Source organism: Massilia sp. GER05, assembly GCF_052056005.1.
GTDB lineage: Bacteria > Pseudomonadota > Gammaproteobacteria > Burkholderiales > Burkholderiaceae_D > Telluria > Telluria orientalis.
Genome location: NZ_CP178858.1, coordinates 1,474,917 through 1,501,443, shown reverse-complemented (window position 1 = coordinate 1,501,443; position 26,527 = coordinate 1,474,917). Strand labels below are relative to the sequence as shown.

The 26,527-nt window shown below is 66.5% G+C and carries 18 protein-coding genes; 6 read left to right on the top strand and 12 right to left on the bottom strand.

Features of this window, described 5'->3' with window-relative positions; genetic code table 11:
• Nucleotides 1-105: 105 nt before the first annotated feature.
• Nucleotides 106-1,590 carry a hypothetical protein gene (locus ACL58G_RS06645; protein ID WP_440965854.1) on the bottom strand — a complete coding sequence of 495 codons (1,485 nt, stop codon included), beginning with the start codon at nucleotides 1,588-1,590 and terminating at the stop codon, nucleotides 106-108.
• A gap of 393 nt (nucleotides 1,591-1,983) precedes the next feature.
• Between ACL58G_RS06645 and ACL58G_RS06640 the strand changes: the two genes are divergently transcribed.
• The 3 genes from ACL58G_RS06640 to ACL58G_RS06630 all read left to right on the top strand — a co-directional run bounded on the left by ACL58G_RS06640 (nucleotide 1,984) and on the right by ACL58G_RS06630 (nucleotide 5,772).
• Nucleotides 1,984-2,253: a GlsB/YeaQ/YmgE family stress response membrane protein gene (locus tag ACL58G_RS06640; RefSeq protein ID WP_036234577.1), complete on the top strand. Its 270-nt coding sequence runs from the start codon at nucleotides 1,984-1,986 to the stop codon at nucleotides 2,251-2,253.
• A gap of 71 nt (nucleotides 2,254-2,324) precedes the next feature.
• The gene (cls, locus tag ACL58G_RS06635) at nucleotides 2,325-3,602 is read left to right on the top strand and encodes a cardiolipin synthase (protein WP_413381447.1); all 1,278 of its coding nucleotides are present in this window, start codon (nucleotides 2,325-2,327) and stop codon (nucleotides 3,600-3,602) included.
• A 10-nt stretch (nucleotides 3,603-3,612) separates the two neighbouring features.
• Nucleotides 3,613-5,772, top strand: a complete 2,160-nt coding sequence (locus ACL58G_RS06630) for a S46 family peptidase (RefSeq protein ID WP_440965851.1) — start codon at nucleotides 3,613-3,615, stop codon at nucleotides 5,770-5,772.
• Here ACL58G_RS06630 and ACL58G_RS06625 read toward each other — a convergent pair whose 3' ends face one another.
• A complete protein-coding gene (locus tag ACL58G_RS06625; protein ID WP_440965849.1) occupies nucleotides 5,773-6,999 on the bottom strand; it encodes a pyridoxal-phosphate-dependent aminotransferase family protein in 1,227 nt (408 codons plus the stop codon).
• A 160-nt stretch (nucleotides 7,000-7,159) separates the two neighbouring features.
• Between ACL58G_RS06625 and ACL58G_RS06620 the strand changes: the two genes are divergently transcribed.
• A complete protein-coding gene (locus tag ACL58G_RS06620) occupies nucleotides 7,160-8,260 on the top strand; it encodes an alpha/beta fold hydrolase (protein WP_440965847.1) in 1,101 nt (366 codons plus the stop codon).
• 146 nt (nucleotides 8,261-8,406) lie between these two features.
• On the opposite strand, the gene ACL58G_RS06615 is transcribed toward ACL58G_RS06620, so the two are convergent.
• Nucleotides 8,407-9,894 carry an APC family permease gene (locus ACL58G_RS06615; protein ID WP_413381441.1) on the bottom strand — a complete coding sequence of 496 codons (1,488 nt, stop codon included), beginning with the start codon at nucleotides 9,892-9,894 and terminating at the stop codon, nucleotides 8,407-8,409.
• A 186-nt stretch (nucleotides 9,895-10,080) separates the two neighbouring features.
• Between ACL58G_RS06615 and ACL58G_RS06610 the strand changes: the two genes are divergently transcribed.
• Nucleotides 10,081-10,578 (top strand): RrF2 family transcriptional regulator, encoded by a 498-nt coding sequence (locus ACL58G_RS06610; RefSeq protein WP_413337067.1) that lies wholly within the window; start codon nucleotides 10,081-10,083, stop codon nucleotides 10,576-10,578.
• 85 nt (nucleotides 10,579-10,663) lie between these two features.
• Nucleotides 10,664-11,869 (top strand): NO-inducible flavohemoprotein, encoded by a 1,206-nt coding sequence (hmpA, locus tag ACL58G_RS06605; protein WP_440965845.1) that lies wholly within the window; start codon nucleotides 10,664-10,666, stop codon nucleotides 11,867-11,869.
• Nucleotides 11,870-11,951: 82 nt separating this feature from the next.
• Here hmpA and ACL58G_RS06600 read toward each other — a convergent pair whose 3' ends face one another.
• The 9 genes from ACL58G_RS06600 to ACL58G_RS06560 form a co-directional block, all read right to left on the bottom strand.
• Complete coding sequence (locus ACL58G_RS06600; protein ID WP_440965843.1) at nucleotides 11,952-12,818, bottom strand: head GIN domain-containing protein; 867 nt, start codon at nucleotides 12,816-12,818, stop codon at nucleotides 11,952-11,954.
• Between the two features lie 119 nt (nucleotides 12,819-12,937).
• Nucleotides 12,938-14,053: an NADH:flavin oxidoreductase/NADH oxidase gene (locus ACL58G_RS06595; protein WP_413381435.1), complete on the bottom strand. Its 1,116-nt coding sequence runs from the start codon at nucleotides 14,051-14,053 to the stop codon at nucleotides 12,938-12,940.
• A gap of 145 nt (nucleotides 14,054-14,198) precedes the next feature.
• Complete coding sequence (locus ACL58G_RS06590; protein WP_440965841.1) at nucleotides 14,199-15,185, bottom strand: succinylglutamate desuccinylase; 987 nt, start codon at nucleotides 15,183-15,185, stop codon at nucleotides 14,199-14,201.
• A 3-nt stretch (nucleotides 15,186-15,188) separates the two neighbouring features.
• Complete coding sequence (locus ACL58G_RS06585) at nucleotides 15,189-19,958, bottom strand: NAD-glutamate dehydrogenase domain-containing protein (protein WP_440965839.1); 4,770 nt, start codon at nucleotides 19,956-19,958, stop codon at nucleotides 15,189-15,191.
• Between the two features lie 164 nt (nucleotides 19,959-20,122).
• Complete coding sequence (gene astB / locus ACL58G_RS06580) at nucleotides 20,123-21,466, bottom strand: N-succinylarginine dihydrolase (protein ID WP_440965837.1); 1,344 nt, start codon at nucleotides 21,464-21,466, stop codon at nucleotides 20,123-20,125.
• A 5-nt stretch (nucleotides 21,467-21,471) separates the two neighbouring features.
• Nucleotides 21,472-22,968: a succinylglutamate-semialdehyde dehydrogenase gene (astD, locus tag ACL58G_RS06575; RefSeq protein WP_440965835.1), complete on the bottom strand. Its 1,497-nt coding sequence runs from the start codon at nucleotides 22,966-22,968 to the stop codon at nucleotides 21,472-21,474.
• A complete protein-coding gene (gene astA / locus ACL58G_RS06570) occupies nucleotides 22,961-23,992 on the bottom strand; it encodes an arginine N-succinyltransferase (protein ID WP_413337075.1) in 1,032 nt (343 codons plus the stop codon). Before astA ends, astD begins: the two co-directional genes overlap by 8 nt.
• A 25-nt stretch (nucleotides 23,993-24,017) precedes the next feature.
• Complete coding sequence (locus tag ACL58G_RS06565; protein ID WP_440965833.1) at nucleotides 24,018-25,058, bottom strand: arginine N-succinyltransferase; 1,041 nt, start codon at nucleotides 25,056-25,058, stop codon at nucleotides 24,018-24,020.
• Nucleotides 25,059-25,141: 83 nt separating this feature from the next.
• Nucleotides 25,142-26,383: an acetylornithine/succinyldiaminopimelate transaminase gene (locus tag ACL58G_RS06560; RefSeq protein ID WP_440965831.1), complete on the bottom strand. Its 1,242-nt coding sequence runs from the start codon at nucleotides 26,381-26,383 to the stop codon at nucleotides 25,142-25,144.
• Between the last annotated feature and the right edge of the window lie 144 nt (nucleotides 26,384-26,527).

Genomic DNA, 26,527 nt, shown 5'->3' with positions numbered 1-26,527 from the left:
CCAACGAACCGCATGCGTCACGCGTGGGCACGTTTCATTTGAGGCCCCCCGGCCTCAAATACCCACCCTGCGCCGCCGAACGATCAGTGGCCGTCGCGATCCGAATCACCCGGAATCGCACGCTCCACGCGATCCCACGCGGCGCGGCTGGCCGACTTGGCCTGCTCCCACGACAGGCGCGAATGGCCCTTCACGCGATCCCACTCGTCGGCCATGTGCGGCTCGGCCAGGTCGTAGCTCGGGAAGCGGCGGGCATTGTTGTAGCCCAGCGCATAGGCCGGCGAATAATCGTCGTACGTGTAGCCCGTGGTGTAGTACGGTTGCGTTCTGGTAGTTCGAGCGCCAGTACGCATCCTCCACCGTCGGATTCACGAGGTGGCCGGCCCCCTTGCCGACCATGCCGCCGGCGATGCCGCCGATGGCTGCACCCGCCGCCATGCCGACCGGGCCGCCGACGGCACCAATCGCCGCACCGGCTGCCGCACCACCGCCCGCGCCGACGCCGCCGGCCAGGTTATGCTCATGCAGATCGTCGCCCGGTTTCGGGTTCACGACTTCGCCCGCGCCCTTGCCGGCCATGCCGCCCGCGATACCGCCGATGGCCGCACCCGCGACGGTGCCGATCGGACCGGCCGCGCTGCCCACGGCCGCACCGGTCAGTGCGCCCGCACCCGCACCCGTGCCCTGGGCCAGGTTGTGTTCATGCAGGCGGTCTTCCGAATGCGGATTCACGACTTCGCCCGCACCGCGGCCCGCCGCGCCGCCGGCCAGGCCGCCGATCGCGGCACCGGCCAGGGCACCGACCGGACCTGCCACGGAGCCTGCCGCCGCGCCCATTGCCGCGCCGGCGCCGGCGCCCGTGCCTTTGGCCAGGTAGTGTTCGCCCAGGTCGTCGCCCGCTTTCGGGTTGACGACTTCGCCCACGCCCTTGCCGGCCATGCCGCCGGCGATGCCGCCGATCGCGGCGCCGGCCGCCATGCCGATCGGACCGCCGGCCGCGCCCAGGGCGGCGCCGGTGGCGGCACCCGCGGCGGCGCCGATGCCGGTGCCGATCACGTGCGAGCCGCCGTTATCGGTGAAGGTCTGGTTCAGGTAGGCAACGTCCTCGTCCGAACGCGGCGTCACGCCCATCACGATGCCGCCGTTGTTGATGCCTTCCTCGTAGTGCTTGACGCGTTCTTCCGGGATGCCGGCACCGATCAGCGCGCCGATCAGGCCGCCGGTAATGCCGCCCGCGCCTGCGCCGGCCAGAGCTGCCGCCAGCGGACCGGCGACGACGAGGCCTGCGCCCGGGATCACGAGCGAGGTGCCGATGGCGGCCACGCCGGCCAGCACGGCGCCGATGGTGCCGCCGATACCTGCACCGGCAGCGGCGCCTTCCGCGGCCTTGCTGCCCAGCTCAGTCTCGGTGTCGGAGAAATGGGTCTTGCGGGTCGTGTCCGACATCATCAGGTTGACGTCGTCCTTCGTATAGCCGCGGGTGGAGATGGCGCTGTAGGCGCGCTCCGCGCTGGCGCGGTCGGGGAACAGCCCGGTCACCATACGGTTCTGCTTGTTCTGCTCAGTCGTCGTGTTGTCGAAAATAGCCATGATGCGTTCCTTTCAGTAATCGAAGCGGTCCGGGGTGTTACGTTTCAAGGCGTCTCGAAAAACCGTAGCGAGCGGCCGCAGTTGCGGTTGAGAAGCGCAGCTGTACGAAAGTACAGTGAGCATCGCAAACTGCAAGTGCAACGCGCAGTAGGTTTTTCGACGCGCCTTTCGATGCAAAGTGATTGAACGATATGCCTGCCGAGCAAGGCGCTTCTGTTCGGTGACGCACCCAGTTGGGGACATTCCGCACCACAAGAGAACGTCGCCGGAGTTTGCGCGTCTAACGTTCGGCAACGCACCGACCCGGTACCGTGTGCATCAATAGACTTTGCACATGGCCTCGGCATTCAATTGGCCTGGAGTATGTTTTTTCCAACTTGAGGAGGACTCAACATGTTATTCATTATCTGGATCGTCGTTGGTGGTGTGCTCGGCTGGCTCGCCAGCATGGTCATGAAGACGGATGCTGAGCAAGGCATGATTCTCAATGTCGTGGTCGGTATCGTGGGAGCCTTCCTGGGTGGCTGGCTGCTGTCCCCGCTGTTCGGTAGTGGCACCATCAACTCCGATGACTTCAGTGTATCGTCGCTGCTGGTCTCGTTCCTGGGCGCTGTGATCCTGCTCGCAATCGTGAATCTGCTGCGTCGCGGCCGCGTCCGCTAAGCAGGTGCAAGCCCCGCTTTGAAAACCAACGTCGGCTGGCGTTGGTTTTTTTACGTCTTCAAATCGAACTCATGCGTATCAAACGCCCCATCGTCGTCCTCATCACCTGCGTCGCCACCCTCGTGGCGGGCCTGCTCGTGCTGAACTTCGCGCCCGGCGAAAAGAAGATCGACACGCAGCTCACGCGCCTGTACGACACGGACGATCCGCAATTCCGCCGCTCGCTGGGCGTCCTGCTGGGCCCGCCCATCATCGAGGGCAACAAGGCCGAAGTGCTGCTCAACGGCGACAAGATTTTCCCCGCCATGCTGGACGCGATCCGCTCGGCGCAGAAATCCATCAGCTTCGAAACCTATATCTACTGGGAAGGCACGATCGGCCGCGAATTCACGGACGCGCTGTCGGAACGGGCGCGCGCCGGCGTCAAGGTGCACGTGCTGCTCGACTGGATCGGCAGCATGAAGATCGACGACAAGTCGCTCGACGAGATGCGCCGCGCCGGCGTCGAATTGCACCGCTACCACAAGCCCGTCTGGTGGAAACTCGCGCGCCTGAACAACCGTACGCACAGAAAACTCCTGATCGTCGACGGCAAGGTCGGCTTCACGGGCGGCGTCGGTATCGCGGACAAATGGCGCGGCAACGCCCAGGATCCCGAGCACTGGCGCGATTCGCATTTCCGTGTGGAAGGCCCGGTCGTCGGCCAGATGCAGGCCGTGTTCAACGACAACTGGACCAAGGCGACGGGCGCCGTGCTGGACGGCCCCGCCTACTTCCCCGCCCTCGTCGCGCAGGGCGACATGCCCGCGCAGATGTTCTCCAGCTCGCCCACGGGCGGCAGCGAGAGCATGCACCTGATGTATTTGCTGGCCATCACGGCCGCGCGCCGCACGATCCACTTGTCGAACTCGTACTTCGTGCCGGACGAGCTGGCCGTGAAGGCGCTCGTCGCGGCGGCGAAACGGGGCGTGGACGTGCGCATCATCACGCCGGGTCCCATCATCGATTCCGACGTCGTGCGCGCCGCCTCGCGCGAGCGCTGGGGCGAATTGCTGGAAGCCGGCGTCAAGATGGCCGAGTACCAGCCGACGATGTACCACGTGAAGGCACTGGTCGTCGATTCGCTGCTCGTCTCCGTCGGCTCCACCAATTTCGACAACCGCTCGTTCATCCTCAACGACGAGGCCAACCTGAACGTGCTCGATCCTGACTTTGCCAAGCAACAAGAAGCTGTCTTCGAAGACGACTGGAAACACGCGCGCCCCATCACCTTGCAGGCGTGGCAGAACCGTCCATTCATGGAAAAAATCGGCGGCAAGCTGGCCGACCTGATCGGGGCGCAGCTGTAAAGGACTAGCCATGAAACACACCCTTCTTTCGCTCGCCATCCTCGCGTCCTTAGGCGCTCGCGCCGACGAAGGCATGTGGATGCCGCAGCAGCTGCCGCAAATCGCGCAGCAACTCAAGACCGCCGGCCTCAAGCTCGATCCGGCCAGCCTCACCAAACTGACGGAGTTCCCGATGGGCGCCGTCGTGAGCCTGGGCGGCTGCTCGGCGTCGTTCGTGTCGCCGCAAGGCCTCGTGATCACGAACCACCACTGCGTGTACAACAGCGTGGCCGTGAACTCCACGCCGCAACGCGACCTGCTCGCCGACGGCTTCCTCGCGAAGACGATGGCGGAGGAACTGCCCGCCGCGCCGGGCAGCCGCGTGTTCGTCACGGAGGAAGTCGCGAACGTCAGCACGCGCGTGATCACGCCGGATGTCGCGCAGCTGACCGGCAAGGCGCGCCTGGACGCGATGGAAAAGAACCAGAAAACACTCGTCGCCGAATGCGAGAAGGACGCCGGCTACCGCTGCACCGTCGCGAGCTTCTACGGCGGCCTCGAGTTCTACCGCATCAAGCAGCTCGAGATCCGCGACGTGCGCCTCGTGCACGCGCCCCCGGTCGGCATCGGCAAGTTCGGCGGCGATACCGATAACTGGATGTGGCCGCGCCACACGGGCGACTACGGCTTTTATCGCGCCTACGTCAGCAAGGATGGCAAGGCCGCGGACTACGCGAAGGACAACGTCCCGTACCGCCCGAAGCTGTGGCTCAGGATCGCGCAGGACGGCGTGAAGGAAGGCGATTTCGTCATGGCCCTCGGCTACCCGGGCCGCACGAACCGGCACCGCCTGCCGTCCGAAGTGGCGTTCACGTTCGACTGGAATTATCCGGCCTTCGTGAAGGCGTCCGGCGAGACGCTGGCCGTCATCGAGCGCGAGACGAAGAACGACCCCGCCGCGCGCCTGAAGTACGCGGGCCAGATCGCGAGCGTCAACAACTACTACAAGAACCGCAAGGGCATGATCGCCAGCTACGAAGGCAGCGACATCCTCGCGCGCAAGACGGCCGAGCACAATGCGCTGAAGGCCTGGGTCGCTGCGGACCCGCGGCGCAAGGCCGAATTCGGCGCGGACATCGAGGCGGTCGAAAAGCTGATCGCCCGGCGCGACGCCGACTCGCGGCGCGAATTCTTCCTCGGGTATTCGGTGCCGCGCTTCCTGAACTCGGCGCGCACCCTGTACCGCCTGGCCAACGAGCGCACGAAGCCGGACGTCGAACGCAAGTCCGGCTACCAGGAACGCGACCTGCCGCGCCTGACGTCCGTCATCGGCGGCCAGGACCGGACGTACGACGAGAAGGTCGACAAGGCCCTCGTGCTGAACTTCCTGAAGCAGTACAACGCGCAGCCGGCCGACCAGCACGACGCCGCGTTCGACAGTGCGCTGGGCATCGGGCCGGGCATGAGCGAAGCCGAATTGAAAACGGCGCTGGACCGCATCTACGCGGGCTCGCACCTGCAGGACAAGGAAGTACGCACGGCGTGGCTGACGAAGACCCCGCAGGAGTTCAGGGCCAGCAACGACAGCTTCATCAAGGCCGCCGTCGCGATGTACGACGCCGACATGAAGCGCGAGGCCGAAGAGGACGAACTGGCGGGGAACATCCAGAAGACCTACGCCAGCTACATGAAGGCGAAGATCGCGTACATGAACAGCAAGGGCCGCGCCGTCTACCCGGACGCGAACAGCACCCTGCGGGTCACGTACGGCAACGTCAAGGGCCGCGACTACGGCGCCGACGGCACCGGCTCATGGACCGCGTTCACGACCGTGAAGGGCGTCGTCGCCAAGCACACGGGCGAAGGCGAGTTCAATGCGCCGGCGCGCCAGCTGGCCGCGATCCGCGCGAAGGACTTCGGACGCTGGGCCGATCCGAAGCTGAAGACGGTGCCCGTCGACTTCCTCGCCACGCTGGACATCACGGGCGGCAACTCGGGCTCCGCGGCATTGAACGCGCGCGGCGAACTGGTGGGCCTCGCGTTCGACGGCACGCTCGATTCGATCATCTCCGACTGGGATTTCGATCCGCGCGCCACGCGCGACATCCAGGTCGACGTCCGCTACATCCTGTGGAACATGGAGAAGGTCGACCATGCGGACAACCTACTCAAGGAGATGGGCGTGCTGTGATCAGTCGGCCTTGGAGCGCTGCAACGAGTTCTCGAGTTCCGCCATGCCGGACGGCAGATCCACGGTCGCGCCCAGGTCGCGCATCGTGCTGCCCAGCGCGTGCACCGTGCGGAACAGGTGATGCGCGCGGCACTGCTCGCCCATCTGCCCGATCCTGACGATCGGCAGGCCGAAGGAGCCCGAGATCTCGACCTGGTAGCGGCTCGAGATCGTGGAGCAGACCGCCTGGTTGGTGATGCCCTCCGGCAGATTGATCCCGACCACCGAATTGAGCCGCGATTCCGCGGGCGCGAACAGGGACAGGCCCATCGCCTCGATGCTGTCCTGCAGCGCGGTCGAGCAGCGCAGGTGGCGGGCGAACCTGACCGGCAGCGTTTCTTCGCACACGAGGCGCAAGGCTTCGTGCAGCGCCAGCACGCCCGACACCGGCGCCGTGTAGTGGTACGACGCCTTGTGCCAGAAGTTCTCGGCCAGCAGGGCGTCCAGGCACCAGTGCGTATTCGGCGTGGACCGTTCGCGGATCCGGCTCCACGCGGCGTCGGAGAACGCGAGCAGCGAGACACCGGGAATCGACGACAGCCCTTTCTGCCCGCCCGTGATCACGGCATCGACCTGCCAGTCGTCCATCTCGAACGGCGTCGTGCTGAGCGTGCACACGGCGTCGACGATGACGAGGCAGCCCCGCGCCTTCGCCAGCCGCGCGATGTTCTTCACGTCGTTGTTGAACGTGGTGTTGGACGTTTCGCCCTGGACGAGCGTCAGGCAATGGGGCCGATGTTCGTCCAGCAGCGCTTCCAGCCTGTCCAGCGACATCGAGTGCGGGAAGATCTCGTTCATCGTGACGACGTCCGCCCCCGCGCGGCGGCTCATTTCCGCCATGCGGCCGCTGAAGAAACCGTTGCAGATCGAGAGCACGCGCGTGCCGGGCCAGACCAGATTGCAGATCGCCATTTCCATCGCCGCCGATCCGGGACCGGCCACGCCCAGCACCCAGTTGGAACGGGTCTGGAAGACGTATCTCGCCATGTCCTTCACCTGGGTGATGATCTTCGCCATGGTCTCGCCCAGGTGGTTGATGACCAGCGAATTCGCGCGGGCCACCGCGCTGGGGATCGGCACGGGGCCGGCGCCCATCATCAGCAACGGGTCGTCCGGCAGGATGGCGCTGAGATGGTCGACGTGGGGCGGGAGGATGTCGTTGCGGGTTGGCTGGAGCAGTGTGTTCATGGTGGGTCTTCGTCGTGTTGGCAGTCGGACAAGTGTACCAAGTATTCCATCCGCGCCATCTGCATCTCATACCGCGCAATGCGCAATCCATGCCATTGGGCCTGCCGGCGCGGAGCGGATTCCTTACACTGCCTGCACATCACGCATAAGGAGAATTGGTATGAAGCGGATCTGGATCTGGGCACTGCTCGCCGTCGCATGCGCCCACGTGCACGCACAGGACGACAAAATCCGGCAAGAGCGGGCGCAGGCATGGACGCAAGCCCGCGCCATCGTGGCGGACCTCGATAAAATCGTCGCGCCGCACGGCGTGCAGGAATCGTACAAGACGCGCATCGGCGGCATCGACCAGTGGCTCACCGTGCGCGGCCAGGAGCGCGACAATCCGATGATCCTGTTCGTGCACGGCGGCCCGGCGGCGCCCGTCACGCCGACCCTGTGGCAGTTCGAGCGCCCGCTCGAGGAATACTTCACCATCGCGAACTGGGACCAGCGCGGCGCCGGCAAGACCTATGGCGAGACGGATCCCGCGCAGGTCGCGGACACCATCCGTATCGACCGCTACGTCGACGACGCCATCGAGGTGGCCGAGCACCTGCGCCAGCGCTACGGCAAGAAGAAGCTGATCCTGATGGGCCACAGCTGGGGCACCATCGTGAGCATGAAGGCGGCGCTGAAGCGTCCGGATTTATTCTATGCCTACGTTGGCATCGGCCAGGTGATCAGCGTGCGCGAGAACGAGCGCATCAGCTTCGACTACGCGCTGGAACAGGCGAAACAGCACAAGAACGAGGAAGCGCTGCGCGACCTGCAGTCGATCGCGCCCTACCCCGGCAACCAGCCGATCACCCGCGAACGCATCATCGTCGCGCGCAAGTGGCCGCAGTACTACGGCGGATTGAGCGCCTACCGCAGCGAGTCGGCCTATTATTTCGACGGCCCGCGCCTGTCGCCGGAATACGATGCGCAGCAGGTCAAGGACATCGACCAGGGCAACCTGCTCACGCTGGGCCGCATTTTGCCGGAGTTCGTGCAGGTGGATTTCTCGAACGTGAAAAGCTTCCCGATCCCGGTGGTGATGTTCCTGGGCCGGCACGATTACACGACGCCGACGGCACCGACCGAGGCGTGGCTGAAGCAGGTGAAGGCGCCGTCGAAACAGGCCGTGTGGTTCGAGCGGTCGGCGCACATGGTGCCGTGGGAGGAACCGGGCAAGACGCTGGTCAGTTTGCTGACGTATGTGAGGCCATTGGCGAAATAAAAACCGACGGCATATAAACGTCGCCCCCGCGGAGGCGGGGGCCCAAGTTCGATGCGTCGCGACGACGCTTGTAAGATTGCAGGAATAGTGCTGGGGGCACTATTCCACCTTCGCGGGGACGACGTCGATAAGCGTTCGCGGTCAGGTCAGTGCGTCAACTCGGTCTGCGGAACACCCGCCTTGTTCAACCGGCTGTTGCGCATCCCATACCCGAAATACGTGAGAACGGCCACCGCCATCCAGATGGTGAACACCGTATAAGTCGTGCTGGACAACCCGCCGACGAGATACAGGCACGCGAGGATCGACAGCCCCGGCACGAGGTAAGGCCCGAATGGCACGCGAAAGCCCTTGCGGCCCGTCTCGCCCTGCTTGCGGCGGATGACCGGCACCGCGATCGACACGACCATGAACGCGACCAGCGTCCCCATGCTCACCATGTCCCACAGGAAGGTGGAGTCGACGAGGCCCGCCACGGCGCCCACGACGATGCTGACGATCAGCGTGTTCGTCACCGGCGACTGCGTGCGCGGATTGACCTTGCGGAAGGCGTTCGGCACGAGGCCGTCCTTGGCGATGGCGTACAGGATGCGCGTCTGGCCGTAGATCGTCACCAGCGTCACCGAGAACACGGAGATGACGGCGCCGGCCGACAGCACGAGCGCCGGCCACGCCTTGCCGGTCACGTTCTGCAGGATCACGGCGAGGCCCGCTTCCTGGCCCGCGAACATCGAGGCCGGCTGGGCGCCGAGCGCGGCGATCGCAACCAGCATGTAGAACACGGTGACGATGCCGAGGGCGGCCAGGATGCCGATCGGGACGTCGCGCGTCGGATCCTTGACCTCTTCGCCGGCCGTGGCGATGGTGTCCAGGCCGATGAACGAGAAGAACACGGTGCCCGCGGCCGCCGTCACGCCGGCCAGGCCGCCGACGCCCTTGCCGTCCGCCGGCCAGACGAACGGGTGGAAGTTGTTGATGTCGAAGCCGGACAGCGCGATCGCGGAAAAGAACACGAGGATCGCCAGCTTGATCAGCACCATGATGGCGTTCGTCGTCGCCGATTCCTTGGTGCCGCGGATCAGCAGGACGCAGCACAGCACGACGAGCAGGATCGGCGGCAGGTTGATGTGCCCCGTATGGAATTCGACGCCGCCGTTCTTGCCCGCGACGACCAGGGGCGAGCGCAGCGCGTCGGGGATCTGCCAGCCGAGCGCGTTCTGCAGGAAGTTGTTCAGGTAATCCGACCAGCCGATCGCGGTCGCGCTGGCGGCCAGGCCATATTCCAATAGCAGGCAGGCCGCGACGATGAAGGCGGCGAACTCGCCCACGGTGGCGTAGGCGAACGAATACGAGGAGCCGGCGGCCGGCACGCGGTTGGCCAGTTCGGCATAGCACAGCGCGGTGAGGCCCGCGGTGACGGCGGCCATCAGGAACGACAGCACGACGGCCGGACCGGCCTTCGGCACGGCTTCCACCATCGTGAAGAAGATACCGGTGCCGATCGTGGCACCGACGCCGATCATCGTCAGGGGAAACAAGCCCAGCGAGCGGCCCAGGGCGTGGGCATGGCCGTCATCGAGCTTGTGCTCGGACGTCTTGGTACGAAAGAGCTTTTGGCCCAGTGTCTGGTTCACGTCGTCGTCCTCTTGGCGCGGGTAGCGCTGTTGTCTTATCCAAAGTCCGCGATTATAGGGCCAGTTCCCGGCACTGCTTTCACTGCGGGAAAAAAAATACTTCCTCTAAACCTGCATTTTTAATGCACATTTAGGTAGAATACGCCCATGGAGTTAGAATACGCTCGTAACCACTGAGCTGATCCGATGCGACTCACCCGATTCTCCGATATTGGCCTGCGTGTCCTGATCTATCTGGAACGCGCGGGAGAACGTCCGCATCCGGTAACGGTGGCCGAGATCGGCAAGCAATTCGACATCCCGCTGAACCACCTGGTCAAAGTGGTCGGGCAACTGGCCAAACTGGGCTGGGTGCAGGCGACCCGCGGACGCAACGGCGGCCTGCGCCTCGCCGCCGATCCCGCCACCCTGACGATCGGCCAGGTGCTGCGCAAGCTGGAAGGCGAAGACGACGAGCTGGTCGACTGCGACGGCACGGACTGCGCGCTGAAGATGGATTGCCAGCTGCGCGGCATGCTGCGCGCCGGCATGCGGGCGTTCTACGACGCGATGGACCGCTACACGCTGGCCCACGCGACCGCCGGCGGCACGGGCGAACAGGTCGTGCGCATGCACCGCATGTTCTGGGATAGCGCAGCGGCGAAAACCGCCGTGGCCCTGCCCGAGCCGGTGAGTGAGGATTAACTTCAATATTGATGGCAAGCCCGCTGTGCGGGCCTTTTTTTGAATCTTAAATCTGCATTTTAAATGCATAATTAAAGGAACCACCATGATTTCGGAAGCTTCCCGCCCCTACATCGATGCCAGCGTCCCCGTCCTGCGCCAGCACGGCCTGACGATCACCAGGCTGTTCTACACGAACATGCTGGGCGCGCATCCTGAACTGACCCGCATTTTCAACATGGGGAACCAGGCCAGTGGGGCGCAGCAGCAGTCGCTGGCATCGGCGGTGTTCGCGTACGCGGCCAACATCGGCAACCCGGGCGCGCTGGGTCCCGTCGTCGAGCGCATCGTGCACAAGCACGTGTCGGTCGGCATCCGCGCCGAGCACTACCCGATCGTCGGCAAGCACCTGCTGGAATCCATCGCGGCCACGCTGGGCGACGCCGCCACGGAACCGCTGCTGAACGCGTGGAAGGAAGCCTACAACTCGCTCGCCAAACTGCTGATCGAAGCGGAAGCGAACCTGTACAGCACGGCCGGCATCCAGCCGGGCGACACCCGTCCGATGCGCGTCGTGGAAGTCAAGACGGAATCCGTCAACGTGCTGTCGATCCGCTTCGTCCCCGCCGACGGCAAACCGGTCCCCGCGTTCAAGCCGGGCCAGTACGTCAGCGTCGCGGTCGACCTGCCGGGCGGCCGTCACCAGCTGCGCCAGTACAGCCTGTCGGATGCGCCGAATGGTGAAGACCTGCGCATCTCGGTGAAGCGCGAAGACGGCGTGGACGATACGCCGGCCGGTGAAGTGTCGAACTGGCTGCACGCCAACGTGAAGGTCGGCGCCACGCTGCAGGTGTCGCACCCGTTCGGCGAGTTCCTGCCGGAGACGGAAGGCGACGCGCCGCTCGTGTTGCTGTCGGCTGGCGTCGGCATTACGCCGATGGTGTCCGCCCTGAAGCGCGTGGCGCAGGTGAATCCGCAGCGCCGTGTGATCTTCGCGCACGCCGCACGCGACGCCGGCCACCACGCGCTGCGCGCGGAAGTCGAAGGCCTGGTGTCCGTGATGCCGAACCTGTCCATCGTGACCTTCCACGAAGATGCGCAGAAGGATGAGAAAAATCGCGCCGGCGTGATCGAAGGCCGCATGGACGTGGCCAGGCTGCCGGCATGGCCGGTCGATGAGGCTGAAGTTTACCTGTGCGGTCCGCACAAGTTCATGCAGGTGCAGTGGCTGGACCTCCTGAATGCGGGCGTGCCGGCCGGCCGCCTGCACCGCGAGGTGTTCGGGCCGGAGCTGCTCGACCACCTGCTGTAAGCAAGCGTGCGTTGAACGCGTGGGCGGAGGCCGCCCACCCTACGGTAGGGCGGGCACCCCGTGCCCACGCGTGCCACCGCATTCAGTTCAGGACCTGGATCAGCTTCCCGCTCACAGTCCGCTGCGACGGATTGCCGTACACGCGGATGCCGCCGGAGCCGCTATTCTGCGCGACGAGCGATTGCCGCACGTTCGCGGTCATGCCGCCCGATCCCGTCGACGACAGGTCCGCCTGCTCGCTGACGAGGTCCGCCAGGTCCAGGTGGCCGGAGCCGTTCGAGCGCGCCGCCAGGTGGCGCACCGCACCCGTCACGCGCAGTTGGCCGGAGCCGTTCAGGCTCGCCGTCAGGCGCTCGCCCTGCATGCGACCCGCGACGATGCGGCCGGAACCGGTCAAGGTCAGGTTGCCGCCGCTGCTCTGCAACGTCGTCGCGTCGATGCTGCCCGAACCGTTCTGCACCACGTCCAGGCTGGCCACGCGGCCCGTCAGCAGCACGGAACCCGATCCCTGCGCTTCCACGACCAGCGGTCCGCCGTTCAGCTCTTGCACGGACAGGTGGCCGGAGCCGTTGTGGCGGACGTTCGTCAGGCGCGGCACGGTATAGGTCACGCGCACGGGATTGTTGGTGCGGAACGAGCGCTCCTTCTCGATGACGAGCCGGTCGCCGCGCAGCTCCGTGCGGATGAACGGCAGCAGGTTGCTGTCCGCCTCCACGACCAGCGACGTCGCCGGGCCCACGCGCACGTCGACGGTGATCGTGCCGTTCACTTCCAGCGCCGGCACCGTGGCGATCGTGCGCTCGTCGCGCGCGGGCACGCCGTTGCCTTCGATGGAATCGCTGGAGAATGGCGTGCGGACCTGGTAGTCGCCATCGCCGCCCGGGGCGACGATGATGGCGCAGCCGCCGAGGATGGCGCAGGTGAGAGCGATGGCGAACGGAGTACGCATGGTGGATGGCCTTGTTGTTATTGACCATGCCACTGTAGCAAGGGCTTGCAGGGCCGTCCGCCCGCGTGCGACGGACGGTGTAAAACGCGGAACGAACGGAGGAAAACCAGCGACGACCGTCAGCGCTGGCCCAGGCGCGTATCGCCGAACAGATGCTTGTACTCGTGCGGCTGCGAGCGCCAGTACTGCGGCGGCGCGCTGACCGTCGCCCCCAGCTCCGCGGCCGCATGCCACGGCCAGCGCGGGTCGTACAGCATCGCGCGCGCCAGCGCCACCATGTCGGCCTGGCCCGTCTGCACGATGGTCTCGGCCTGCTTCGCTTCCGTGATCAGGCCCACGCCGATGGTCGGCATGGGAGTGTTCGCCTTGATGCGCGCGGCGAACTCGATCTGGTAGCCCGGACCGACGGGGATCTTCTGGTGCGGCGACAGCCCGCCGCTCGACACGTGGATGAACTGGCAGCCGAGCCGCTCCAGTTCCTGCGTCAGCACGAGGCTCTGTTCCAGGTCCCAGCCGCCCTCGACCCAGTCGCTGGCCGAGATGCGCATGCCGACCACCATCTCGGGCGACACGGCCGCGCGCACGGCCTGGAACACCTCGAGCGGAAAGCGCATGCGGTTTTCCAGCGAGCCGCCATATTGATCGTCCCGCTGGTTCGACAGCGGCGACAGGAACTGGTGCAGCAGATAGCCATGGGCGCCGTGCAGTTCGATGGCGTCCAGGCCCAGCGCATCGGCGCGGCGCGCGGCAGCGACGAAGCCGTCCTTCACGCGCTGCAGGCCGGCGGCATCGAGCGCCAGCGGCACGGTCTCGCCCTCCGCGTGCGGGATCGCGGACGGCGCCACGGTCTGCCAGCCGTGGGAGTCCCCCACCGGAAGATTCGCGCCGCCGTGCCACGGCACCTCGCTCGACGCCTTGCGGCCCGCGTGTGCGAGCTGGATGGCGATCTTGATCGGTGCATGCTTGCGCATCGCGTTGACGACGGGCTCCAGCGCGGCCGCATGCTCGTCGGACCAGAGGCCCAGGTCGGCATAGGTGATGCGCCCTTCCTCCGTCACGGCGGTCGCTTCGATGATGAGAAGTCCCGCGCCGGACAGTGCGAGGTGGCCGAGGTGGATCATGTGCCAGTCGGTGGCGTAGCCCCGGTCGGCGGAGTATTGACACATCGGCGCGATAGCGATCCGGTTGGCCAGCTCCAGCGGGCCGAGCTTGATCGGAGAAAACAGCTTGCTCATGGGTAGAAACCCTTCCCTTTGTAGGGTGGGCACCCCGTGCCCACCAGATGCGTGCGTAAAGGGATAGTCTAGCGCGCAGAGAAAAAACGCGCTTTTCGAGAACGGATACGTGCGTTGAACGCGTGGGCACGGGGTGCCCACCCTACTACTGTATTTTTACCACCATGATCCCCGCCCGCAACCCCACGCGCACATCGGGATTCGGAAACACGACACACTCTTCGTCGTGCTGAACGGTATAAACAGTATCGCCGTCGCGCGCGATCACTTCACCCTTTTTCAATGGCGTGAAGTTTTCGGTATCGCGTCCGAAGCTCATCGTGAACGCATCGGACAGCTTGATGATCGACTGGACCGTGTTGAACACGATGGGCTCGTTGCCGCCCGCCTGCGCTTGCCCGCGCAGCAGGCCATGCAGGGCCGAGGCCATCGCCGCGAACTGCGACAGGTCGTTCCGCCCCAGCGTGCCGATGCGCCCCAGTTCGACGGTGGTGCCCGCGGCGCCGTGCCGCTCGGCGGTCCAGTAACTGTACGTGCCCGCGGACGCCGGGTTCATGATGACGGCCTCGATGCCGCCGAGGCCCAGCCACGCGATCAGCGCGCGGCGGGGAGTCTCCGCGATCAGCTCCGGCACGATCGCGAAGCGCGGATAACGCGAGCCGCGGATCGCCGTGTGCAGGTCGAGATGCCAGCGGCGCGGGCCGCTGGCCTCGAAGAACGCGGCCGTCGCCGCGATCAGCGTGTCCGCGCGGCCGGCTTCGAAGGTGCCGGCCAGGTCGCCGCGCTGGTCGCGGAACATGCGGTTCAGGTCCGCGTCGATGAAGCGCTTGCCGGCCGCGATGGCGTCGATGTTCCCGACGCACAGCATCAGGTCCACCGCGAGCTCGCCCGGCGTGCGCGACAGGGCCTCGATGGCGTAGGCCACCATCTCGATCGGCCCCGTCTCGTCGCCGTGCACGCCCACCGACAGCAGCACGGCGGGCCGCTCTGCCGACGGCGTCGCGGCCTTCACGGTCAGCACGCCCTTCGCGGGCTGGCCGACCGTGAAGCCGGCTTGCGCGAAGCGGGCGGCGACCTCGCCGAAGTCGCCTTCGGCCAGTGCCCGGATTTCCTTCGGTAAGGTGGCCGCCATCGCTTACGCCAGGTTCGCGACGGTGGTGGCGACGGTCGTCGCCGCGGTGCCGGACGCGATGCGGTCCGGGCTCGAACCCTCCGACAGCGACCACACGGCCAGCATCGCCTGCTCCAGGTCCGTCGGCTGGACGTAGCCGGCCGACAGGCCCATTGCCGCGGTCAGCTCGCGCACGGCCGACTGCATGTCGCCGCTGGTGCGGCTCGCCGCCAGCACTTCCGTCAGCAGGCGTTGCTGCGTGCGGCGCAGGGCTTGCAGCGCGTAGTTGCGCAGCTGTTCCTGCGACTTGCTCGTGGCCGGCAGCTTGAGGCCGCGTTCCAGCGTGTCGATGCCCGCCTGCTCGCGCAGCAACATGCCGACGCGCAGGAACTCGGCCAGCGACATGCCTTGCGGACGCTGGACGGAGACGGCCGCGAACAGGAACGTCGCCAGCGATTCGACCGTGTCGACGGCCTTCCACGCCTGCACGAACGACGACGACAGGCCGGCGTGGCTGTCCGCCTCCGACTTCGCCGGCATCAGCTGGCGCAGTTGTTCCGGCTGGGCGAACAGGTTCGACAGCTCTTCCATGCCGCCGGCACCGGCCTGCTCGGCCGGCAGCGACAGCACGCCTTCGATCACGGTGCGCAGCATCACGCGGGTACGCGCATCGACGGTCTGCGACACGTCGCGCGGCACGACCAGCGCGTCATGGTCCAGTGCCTCGAACACGGGCGCCAGGTGCAGCGCGGCCCACGCCTGGCCCCACGACTTGACGACTTCGGCGTCGTCGATGCGGTGTTCCAGCGCCAGGTCGCGCAGCATCAGCGGGCCGCAGCGGTTGACGGATTCGTTGGCCAGCACGGTCGCGAGGATCGCGTTGGCCAGCGGGTGCGCCAGCGGATCGCGCGTGGCGACCAGCTGCGCCGGGAAGTACGGACGCAGGATGGTCTCGGCCCACGGCTGTTCCGTCAGCGGCAGCGCGGCCAGCGTGCGCTTCAAGCGGTTCTTGACGTTGGCGACGACGACGGCCAGTTCCGGCGTCGTGAGACCCAGGCCTTGGGCCTTGCGGCGCTGCAGTTCCGTCTCGCCCGGCAGCTGTTCCAGCTCGCGCGACACGGCGCCTTCCGCCTCCAGGCTCGCGATCAGGGCAGCGTAGCCGTCGACGACGGCGCTGTTCGATTGCGCCTGCGCCTCGCGCACCAGCAGGTGCGTCTGCAGCGTGTTGTCGCGCAGGACCAGCTTCTCGATATCGCCCGTCATCTCGGTCAGCAGGCGGTTGCGCTCGCCCTCGTCCAGCTGGCCCGCGTTGACTTCGGTGTCGAGCCAGATCTTGACGTTGACTTCGTGGTCGGAGCAGTCCACGCCGGCCGAGTTGTCGATCGCATCCGTGAAGATGCGGCCGCCGGCCAGCGCGAATTCGATACGGCCGGCCTGCGTGGCGCCCAGGTTGCCGCCTTCCGCGACAACCTTCACGCGCAGCTCGTTGCCGTTGACGCGGATGTTGTCGTTGGCGCGGTCCTTCACTTGCGCGTGGGTCTCGGTCGATGCCTTGATGTAGGTGCCGATGCCGCCGTTATAGAACAGGTCGACCGGTGCCAGCAGGATGCGGTGCATCAGTTCTTCCGGCGTGAGCGACGTCTCTTCGATGGCCAGCGCTTCGCGCACCTGCGGCGACAGCTCGATGTGGCGCGCGGACCGCGGGAACACGCCGCCGCCTTCCGAGATCAGTTCCTTGTCGTAGTCGTCCCACGAGGAACGCGGCAGCGCGAACATGCGCTTGCGCTCATTGAACGACACGACGACGTCCGGATTCGGGTCGAGGAAGATGTGGCGGTGGTCGAACGCGGCCAGCACTTTCAGCTGGCGCGACAGCAGCACGCCGTTGCCGAACACGTCGCCCGACATGTCGCCCACGCCGACCATCGTCACCGGGGTCGTGTTCATGTCGTGGCCCATCTCGTAGAAGTGGCGTTTTACCGCTTCGAACGCGCCCTTCGCGGTGATGCCCATCTTCTTGTGGTCGTAGCCGTTCGAGCCGCCGGACGCGAACGCGTCGCCCAGCCAGAAGCCGCGCGAGACGGCGATGCTGTTGGCGATGTCGGAGAACGTCGCGGTGCCCTTGTCGGCGGCGACCACGAGGTACGGGTCGTCCTGGTCATAGCGCACCGTGTCGGCCGGCGGAACGATCTCGCCGCGCACGCGGTTGTCCGTCACTTCCAGCAGGCTCGCGATGAACAGGCGATAGACGGCTTCGCCTTCGGCCGCGACGACGTCACGCGCCGCATCCTTCGGCATCTGCTTGCAGACGAAACCGCCCTTCGAGCCGGCCGGCACGATGACGGCGTTCTTGACCATCTGCGCCTTCACGAGGCCCAGCACTTCGGTGCGGTAGTCTTCCATGCGATCGGACCAGCGCAGGCCGCCGCGGGCGACCGGGCCGCCGCGCAGGTGCAGGCCTTCGAAGCGGCGCGAGAACACGTAGATCTCGCGGAACGGGCGCGGTTCCGGCACGAGCGCCAGGTGGCTCGTGTCGAGCTTGAAGATGATCTTCTCGCCGCGATTTTCCTTCGTTCCTTGATAGTAATTGGTGCGCACTGTCGCCATCACGAGATCGACCAGCGCGGCCATGATTTCCTCGGTGTCGGCGTGGTTGACCTTGGCCAGGCCCGCCTTCAGCGCGACCAGTTTCGCATCGCCCTCGGCGCGCTCCTCGGCGCTGCGTTTCGGGTCGAAGCGCAGTTCGAAGCCTTCGACCAGTTCCTTGACGAGGTTCGCGCGCGGACGCAGCGTCTCGGCCATGTAGCGGGTCGAGAACTTGCTGCCGGCCTGGCGCCAGTAGCTGATGTACGCGCGCACGAGCTGCACTTCGCGCATCGCCAGGCCGCCTTCGATGGTGAGGCCGTTCAGGCGGCCGTCTTCCGCTTCGTCGTTGAACAGCGCGGCGAACAGTTCGCCGGCCACTTCCGCGACGCCCGGCTTGGCCAGCTTGGCGGCCGAATCCGCGTCGACGATCAGGCCCGTGATGTAGCGGCGGGTGCCGTCGGCCGTGTCGATCCAGAAGCTTTGCTCGCGGTCGATGGCGACGCCGGCGTTCTGCAGCGCCGGCAGGATGCGCGACAGCGACGGCATCGTGTTCGTCGAGTACAGGCGCAGCGACGTGACGCCCGCTTCATCCGTCTCGATGCGGACCGAGACGTGGCCCTGCTGGCCGTTCGCGATGATCGCGCTCACGTCGCGGAAGGCGATTTCCGGTGCCGTCGCGGCCACGTAGTTCACGGGCAGCGTCGGCAGGATCTTGCGCAGCGCGTTGCGGGTCGGGACGTCTTCGACGGTGTCGGTCAGCGCCGTGTAGCGGTCATGCCAGCCGTCCAGCACGGACAGCAGCGGTTTCTGGATGTCGGATTCCAGGTCGAGCGGATAGCGCGCGGCCTGGGCGATCAGGTAGACGCGGGCCAGCGGGCCGTCCGCGACGAGCGTCTGCGTGCGCACGTCGACGGCGCCCGAGCTTTCCTTCAGCGCCTGCGCCAGCCCGGCGACGACGGCGGCGCTGTAGCGTTCGCGCGGCAAATAGACCAGGACGTTCAGGTGGCGGTGATAGACGTCGCGGCGTGCAAACACTTTCGCGCGCGGCTGCTTGTACAGCGAGACGACGGAGCTGCACACCTGGGCGAGCCAGTCCGGATCCGCTTCCAGCGCTTCCGTGCGCGGCAGCGACTCCAGGATCTCGAGGAATTTCTCGGCGCGGAAGCCTTCCTGGCGCACGCCGGCGATGGACAGCACTTTCGCCACGCGGCCGCGCGCGAACGGCAGGCGCGCCAGCGGGGTCGACGTGGCGGCGCGGGTGAACAGGCCGACGAAGCAGTGTTCGCCGATCGTGTTGCCCTGCGTGTCGGTGTCGCGCACGCCGATGAAGTCCAGCGGCTGGTCGCGGTGCAAGGTGCCGGCCACGTCGGCCTTCACGATCGACAGCGTCTCGTCGCGCTTGGACAGGATCTCGAAGTCGCCCGGGATGTTCTGCAGGCAGGTGCCGTAGACGGGGTGCGACGTATCCTGCAGCACGCCGATGCGGCTCGGGATGTCGCGTTCGAGTTCGCGCACGCCCGGCTTGACGAAGTAGTAGGCGTAGCCGAACGGCTCGAAGCCTTCGTTCTTGGCCCAGTCGAGGAAGGCCGCCACTTCCTGGCCGGACGGCGTACCTTGTGCGGCGGCGGCGGCGGCAACGGCGGTCATGCGGTCGGCCATGGCGACGGCGTCGCGGTGCACGATGGCGGCGTCGCGCGCGACCATCTGGATGCGCTCGATGAGTTGGGAGAGTTCGTCCTGCGGCAGGTCTTCCGCCAGCAGGCACAGGACATACGATTCCAGCGGCGCGCCCGCTTCGCCGACGGCGACCACGCGGCCGGCCTCGTCGCGGCGCACGGGCAGCACCGTATTCAGCACGCCCGACGCGACGACGCGCTGGCGGCGCAGCGCCATCACGAACGAGTCGACGAGGTAGGGCATGTCCTCGTTCAGGATCAGCAAGGCGGTCGACATGCCGCAGCGCCCATCCGTATAGCGATTCTCCGCGATCTGGCAGCCGTCGGTCGTGCGCTGCGCCACCTGGGCGAAGGCATCCCACAGGATGGCGGCGAGGTTGCGGGGATCGATGCCGGCGAGGTCGTCCTCGTCCAGCGCGCCGATCCAGGCGCCGATCAGCGCGCCCACTTGTTCCGGGGCGTTCACCGGCTTGTTCTCGTTAACCAGCGCGAGGGTTTGCGTGCGCAGATCGTGAGGCATGTCTTTGTTCATGTTTAGCTTCTCCAAAAGCTGGTTGTTGCGCCGGGTTCGGCGCGGCTTGTGGCCACATGTTCCCGGCTGGTACGGACAGGGTTGTCCCGTCCAGATCTCTTATGCTTCCTGTTCCCGGAAACGATTCATTATGTTGGGTGGGCACCCTGTGCCCACCCAACCAATCATGCCAGATCATACAGCCCCGGCAAGCCCAGGATGCGCTCCAGGTCTTCCAGCGCGGCCGCGCATTCGATGGCCAGCTGCGGGTCTGCGAGATCCTTCGGCTCCACGCGGTCGCGGTAATGACGCTCGACCCACGGCACGAGGCGCGCATACAAATCTTCCGTCATCAGCACGCCCTGGTGCATCGCGGCCGCTTCCTCGTCCGTGAGCACCACGCGCAGGCGCAGGCATGCGGGGCCGCCGCCGTTGCGCATGCTCTGGCGCAGGTCGAATTCGATCAATTCGTCGATCGGGCCACCGGATGCGACGAGCTGCTCGAGGTAGCGGGCCACGGTCGCCGTCTCGCGGCATTCGTGCGGGACGACGAGCGCCATGCCGCCGTCCGGCTTCGACAGCAGCTGGCTGTTGAACAGGTAGCTGGCGACGGCATCGGCGACGGGGACGACGCCCGTGTCCACGCGCACGGCGCGCAGGTCGGTGCCGGTGACGCCCAGCGCGCGGCGGAGCAGATCCAGCGTGGACGCTTCGTCGGCGAACGCCTGGTCGTGGTAGAACAGCACGTTGCCGTTGCCGACCGCGATCACGTCGTTATGAAACACGCCCTGGTCGATCACGGCCGGGTTCTGCGACGCGAACACGGTGCGCGCCGCGTCCAGGCCGTGCAGGCGGGCGACGGCCTGCGACGCCTCCAGCGTCTGGCGCGCCGGGTATTTCACGGGCGCCGGTGCGGACGGGTCGAATTCGACGCGGCCATAGACAAAAAACTCGACGCCGGACGCACCGTGGGCGCTGGCGAAGCGCGTGTGGTTGGCGGCGCCCTCGTCGCCGAACGCGGGCGTCGACGGCAGCGGGTCGTGCACGACGAAGCGGTCCGGGTTCGCGAACAGGGCGCGCAGGGTGCGCGTCGCCTGCACGTGTTCTTCCGCGCGGTGCAGTTTATTGTTCAGGTTCGCGGCGGTGAAGTGCACGCGGCCGTCCGCCGTGTCGGCCGACGGGCTGACGGTGGCGGCGTTCGCGGTCCACATCGGCGATGCGGAGTACGCGCACGCGAGGATCACCGGCGATTCGCGGTACGCCTGCGCCAGCACGTCTGCATCCGTGCCGGAAAAGCCGAGGCGGCGCAGCAGGCGGAAGTTCGGACGCGCCTGCGGCGGCAGCAGGCCTTGCGCGAAGCCGCGCGCGGCCAGCGCGCGCATCTTGGCGAGGCCCTGCAAAGCGGCCTGGCGCGGGTTCGACGCGCTCCGCACATTGTTGAACGAGGCGACGTTGCCGAACGACAGACCGGCGTAGTTGTGCGACGGGCCCACGAGGCCGTCGAAGTTGAATTCGCGTGCGTTGCGCATATCGTTCAGAAGTTAAGGCCCGGGGACAGTTTCGCCGGCATTTCCAGCTCGGACGTTTCGATCGAGGCGACCGGGTACGCGCAGTAGTCGGCCGCGTAATAGGCGCTCGGACGATGGTTGCCCGATTTGCCCACGCCGCCGAACGGCGCGGAGCTGGCGGCGCCCGTCGTCGGACGGTTCCAGTTGACGACGCCCGCGCGCGCCTTGATCGCGAAGCGCTTCCACAGCTCTTCCGACGGCGACAGTAGCGCGGCGGCGAGACCGTATTCCGTCGCGTTGGCGGCGTCGATGGCGGCGTCGAAATCGGCCACGCGGACAATCTGCAGCAGCGGTCCGAACCACTCTTCGTCCGGGATGCCCGTCGCATCCGTCACGTCGACGATACTGGCGGTGACGAAGCCCGCGTTCGGATCGAGCTGGCGCATGCGCAGCAAAACTTTACCGCCCTGCGCTTCCATCATCTCCTGCGCCTGCACGAGGCGTTTCGCCACGGCGGCCGAGACGACGGGGCCCATGAACGGCTGCGGGTCCGCGTTCGACGGACCGACCGTGAGCTTGCTCGCCACGTCCACGAGGCGGTCGATGAAGGCCTGGCCTTCCGGCGTGTCCTGCACGATCAGGCGGCGCGCGCACGTGCAGCGCTGGCCGGCGGAGATGAACGCGGACATGACGGCGTGGTGCACGGCCGCGTCCCGCATTTTCTCATCCTCCTGCACGTCCCACACGACGAGCGGGTTGTTGCCGCCCATTTCCAGCGCCAGCATCTTGCCCGGCTGGCCGCCGAACTGTTTATGCAGCGCGACGCCCGTCTGGCTGCTGCCGGTAAACAGGATGCCATCCACGTCCGGGTGCTGCGACAGCGCGACGCCGGTCGCGCGGCCGCCGTTCACGAGGTTCAGCACGCCCTGCGGCAGGCCGGCCTGTTCCCACAGCTGCACGGTGCGCACGGCGGTGCGCGGCGCATATTCGCTCGGCTTGAACACGAGCGTGTTCCCCGCGATCAGCGCGGGCACGATGTGGCCGTTCGGCAGGTGGCCGGGGAAGTTATAGGGGCCGAACACGCCGAACACGCCGTGCGGACGGTGGCGCAGCACGGCGTTGCCGTCGGCGACCTTCGCAGCCGTTTCGCCCGTGCGCGCGGCATGCGACTGCACCGAGATGTCGACCTTGTTGGCCATCGTCGTCACTTCCGTGCGGGCTTCCCACAGCGGCTTGCCCACTTCCTCGGCGATGATCGCGGCGAGTTCCTCGTTGTGCTCCTTGAGCAGGTCGCGGAAGCGCTGGCAGATGGCGATGCGTTGTTCGAGCGGCGTGAGCGCCCAGTCTTCGAACGCGGCGCGCGCGGCTTTTACGGCGCGGTCCACATCTTCTGCCGTGGATTCGTTGCTGGTCCAGGTCTGGCGGCCGGTGGACGGGTCGATCGTGTCGAGCTGCGGACCGGAGCCGGCCAGCCATTCACCGCCGATGAAGTTAGCGCAGTTAGAGCTCAATTCTTTAGCCATTGTTTTTCCTTACGTTGAGGGCCAGCGAGCGGATAAGGTCGCCCGGCTGGCAATGCAGCAGTTGGAGTTCGCGCACGGATAGCGCGACCTTGCGGCCGCCGTCGCAGGCCTGGGTAAGGACCATGCGAAAATCGTCGAGCTTCGTGTTGGAGACGAGCGTGACTTCGCACTCGCCGTCCGGTTGGCCTTCCTCGGCCGTCGTCAGCACGCTGTCGCGCACGGCGCGCAGCTCGGCCACGCGGCCCTGCAACACGGGGCCCGCGTCGAAGATGTCGACGTAACCCTCGTAGTGCATGCCTTCCTGTTCCAGCAGTTTGCGCGCCGGGAGCGTGGAGCGGTGCACCTGGCCGATCACGGCCTGCGCGTCTTCCGGCAGGTACGCGACGTACAGCGGCTGGCGCGGCATGAGCTCCGCGATGAACGATTTCTTGCCGAGTGCAGTGAGGCCGTCGACGTGGTTGAAATCCATCTTGAAGAAGTGGCGGCCGAGTCCCTCGTAGAACGGCGACGTGCCGTCCTCCGCCTGGTAGCCGCGCATCTCGGCGATGATCTTTTCCGTGAACAGGTGCTGGAACTGGGCCATGAACAGGAAGCGGCTCTTGGACAGCCACTTGCCGTTGTAGCCCGTGCGGTATTCCGGCATCAGGAACAGCGAGCACAGTTCCGTGGAACCGGTCAGGTCGTTGGACAGGTACAGCGTGTCCATGCGCGTGAACACGCCCAGTTCGCGGCTGGAATGCACCAGCGTGCCGATCCGGTAGTTATAAAACGGCTCCGTGAGGCCGACGGCGGCCTTGATGGCGCACACGCCGGCCAGGCGGCCGTTGGACGTGTCTTCCATCACGAACATGTAGTCGCGTTCCTCGGGCGGGATCGTCTGCGCGAACGATGCCACCGCGGTCTCGACGCGCTCGCCCAGCATGGCGCGGTCCGGCTTCAGCGTGGTCATGCCGCTGCCGACCTGGCGCGCCATCTCGATCAGCGGATCGATGTCGTTCAGGGTGATTGCGCGGATTACGAGCATGGATTCCTCATAGTTTTCCAAAGCGTCAGATGCGTACGCAGATGACGCTGTCGCCGGTCTCTCTGCCTAACGCCTCGCGTGCCGCGGGCGGCAGGCAGATGGACTCGGAGCTCTCGGCCGGGTCGCACGGCAGCACAATCGCGCGGAACTTGCGCTCGCTGCTGGCCACCGCGTAATTCACCATCGCGGCCTTGCCGCCGCGCGTGGGCGGCTGCAGTTCGGCGTTCGCGACCTTCTTCACCATCGAGCCGGAGAACGACCGCAGCGCGTGCTTGTGCGCCTGCAGGATCGGACCGCCGTCGAAGATGTCGATGTATTCGTCGGCCTCGAAGCCCTCTTCCGTCAGCAGGTCGAACGCGAGTTCGCCGCTCGGGTGGATCTGGCCCATCACGGCCTGCGCGGGGCCGGGCAGCAGCGGCACGTACACGGGGTAGTGCGGCATCAGCTCGACGATCAGCGTGCGGTTACGGGCGCCGCCGATCGTGCGCTCCGCATCGAGGAAATCCATCTTGAAGAACTTGCGGCCCAGCGCGTCCCAGAACGGCGACTGGCCGCCCTCGTCGGTGACGCCGGCCAGCGGCACGAAGAAGCGGTCGCCGAAACGGTGCGGCGCCAGCACGGCATATAACAATCGGGCGCGCGACAGCAGCGCGGCTTCGCGCCGCGCCGTGTCGCGGGCGCGAATATAAAAGCCGGACAGCTGCGAATACGCCGTCAACTCCGAGCACAGGGTCAGCGCGTGCACGCTGTGGCTGATGTTCAGGTCGCGCGAGACCTGCTGGATCACATCGTTGCGGAACGCGAAATAGGTGCCGTTCGAACCGGCCGACGCGTGGATCGCGGCGGTGCCGACCAACTCGCGGCTGTCGGCGTCTTCGAGCACGAACAGGTAGGACTCTTCGCTGGGAATGTCGACGTGGGCGGCGAACGACGCCACGGAACGCTCCACGAACGCGGCGATCTTTTCGCGCGTGCGCGGCAGGGTGTGCACTCCCGGCGTGGACGCGGCGAGCAGCGTCTCGAGGGCGCCGACATCCGCTGGTTCTACCGGACGAACTACATACATGGATTCTCCCGACAAAGGCATCGAACGAACGGAGCCGGCCGGGAGGGCGGGGCCCCCCCCGCCGGCCGGGTGGTGCAGGCGTATCAGCCGGCGAGGAACGCGTCGGCGGCCTGGCGCATGATGCGATCCGCGTCAAGGATCTGCTCGTCGGAGACGACCAGCGCCGGTGCCAGGCGGACGACGTCCGGACCGGCGATCAGCAGCATCAGGCCGAGCTTTTCCGCGACCTTCGTGTAGTCCTTCGACTTGCCCTTGTAGCCTTCGGCCATCGGCAGGCCGAGCAGCAGGCCCTTGCCGCGCGGCTTGGTGAACAGCTGCGGGTAGTCGGTGGCCAGCTTTTCCAGGTTCGCGACGATCTTGCCGCTTGCCTCGCGCACGCGCGCCAGGAAGGCCGGCTGGTTGATCTGCTCGATCACGGCCAGCGCCACCGACGTCGCCAGCGGGTTGCCGCCGTACGTGGTGCCGTGGCTGCCGACGGCCAGATACTGCGCGATCTCGTTGGTGGTCAGCATCGCGCCGATCGGGTAGCCGTTGCCCAGCGCCTTGGCCGAGGTCAGCACGTCCGGGGTCACGCCCACGTTCATGTAGTCGTAGAAGGTGCCGGTACGGCCCACGCCCGACTGCACCTCGTCGAAGATCAGCAGGGCGCCGGTCTTGTCGCACAGTTCGCGCAGCGTTTTGAGGAATTCGATGTCGCCCGGGATCACGCCACCTTCGCCCTGGATCGGCTCGACGATCACGGCCGCGACGTCATCGCCGATGGCGGCGCGCGCGGACTCGATGTCGTTGTAGTTGATGTGGTTGATTTCCGGCGGCAGCGGCTCGAAGCCTTCGGTGTACTTCGACTGGCCGCCGACCGACACGGTGAACAGCGTGCGGCCGTGGAACGAGGAATAGCACGACACGATGCGCGACTTGTGCGGGCCGAACTTGCCGTGCGCGTACTTGCGCGCCAGCTTCAGGGCCGCTTCGTTGGCTTCCGCGCCCGAGTTGGCGAAGAAGCAGCGGTCGGCGAACGTGGCCTCGATCAGGGCCGACGCCAGGCGCAGGACCGGCTCGTTCGTGTAGCCGTTGCCGACGTGCCAGAGCGTGTTGGCCTGGCGGGTCAGCGCCTCGACGACGACCGGGTTGCAATGGCCCAGGCTGCTGACGGCGATGCCGGAGGTGAAGTCGAGGTAATGCTTGCCGTCCTGGTCCCAGACGTCCAGGCCCGACGCGCGCACGGGCACCATCGCGGCGGGTGCGTAGGTCGGGACGAGCACCTCGTCGAAAGTCTGGCGTGTGACAGGCCGCGTGGCGACACCCGAGTCGAGCTTAGCATTCATGACGTTTTCCTCATCCAAATAAAAGGTTGCGCGGACTCCAGCAGCCGCGCCGAGCGACTCATTATAGAGAAGCCAATCGTTGCCGTTCTTTCCAAACTGCGACAGGCATTTTCATTTTTGGACGAGCAACAAAAACCGGGGTCA

Bases quoted from the DNA above. Each gene is read 5' to 3' on its own strand.
- ACL58G_RS06610 (WP_413337067.1), top strand. From the start codon at position 10,081: ATGCGACTCACCCGATTCTCCGATATTGGCCTGCGTGTCCTGATCTAT.
- astB (WP_440965837.1), bottom strand. From the start codon at position 21,466: ATGCGCAACGCACGCGAATTCAACTTCGACGGCCTCGTGGGCCCGTCG.
- ACL58G_RS06590 (WP_440965841.1), bottom strand. From the start codon at position 15,185: ATGGCGGCCACCTTACCGAAGGAAATCCGGGCACTGGCCGAAGGCGAC.
- cls (WP_413381447.1), top strand. From the start codon at position 2,325: ATGCGTATCAAACGCCCCATCGTCGTCCTCATCACCTGCGTCGCCACC.
- astA (WP_413337075.1), bottom strand. From the start codon at position 23,992: ATGCTCGTAATCCGCGCAATCACCCTGAACGACATCGATCCGCTGATC.
- ACL58G_RS06620 (WP_440965847.1), top strand. From the start codon at position 7,160: ATGAAGCGGATCTGGATCTGGGCACTGCTCGCCGTCGCATGCGCCCAC.
- ACL58G_RS06565 (WP_440965833.1), bottom strand. From the start codon at position 25,058: ATGTATGTAGTTCGTCCGGTAGAACCAGCGGATGTCGGCGCCCTCGAG.
- ACL58G_RS06560 (WP_440965831.1), bottom strand. From the start codon at position 26,383: ATGAATGCTAAGCTCGACTCGGGTGTCGCCACGCGGCCTGTCACACGC.
- ACL58G_RS06595 (WP_413381435.1), bottom strand. From the start codon at position 14,053: ATGAGCAAGCTGTTTTCTCCGATCAAGCTCGGCCCGCTGGAGCTGGCC.
- ACL58G_RS06640 (WP_036234577.1), top strand. From the start codon at position 1,984: ATGTTATTCATTATCTGGATCGTCGTTGGTGGTGTGCTCGGCTGGCTC.
- ACL58G_RS06630 (WP_440965851.1), top strand. From the start codon at position 3,613: ATGAAACACACCCTTCTTTCGCTCGCCATCCTCGCGTCCTTAGGCGCT.
- astD (WP_440965835.1), bottom strand. From the start codon at position 22,968: ATGGCTAAAGAATTGAGCTCTAACTGCGCTAACTTCATCGGCGGTGAA.
- ACL58G_RS06625 (WP_440965849.1), bottom strand. From the start codon at position 6,999: ATGAACACACTGCTCCAGCCAACCCGCAACGACATCCTCCCGCCCCAC.
- ACL58G_RS06600 (WP_440965843.1), bottom strand. From the start codon at position 12,818: ATGCGTACTCCGTTCGCCATCGCTCTCACCTGCGCCATCCTCGGCGGC.
- ACL58G_RS06585 (WP_440965839.1), bottom strand. From the start codon at position 19,958: ATGAACAAAGACATGCCTCACGATCTGCGCACGCAAACCCTCGCGCTG.
- ACL58G_RS06645 (WP_440965854.1), bottom strand. From the start codon at position 1,590: ATGGCTATTTTCGACAACACGACGACTGAGCAGAACAAGCAGAACCGT.
- hmpA (WP_440965845.1), top strand. From the start codon at position 10,664: ATGATTTCGGAAGCTTCCCGCCCCTACATCGATGCCAGCGTCCCCGTC.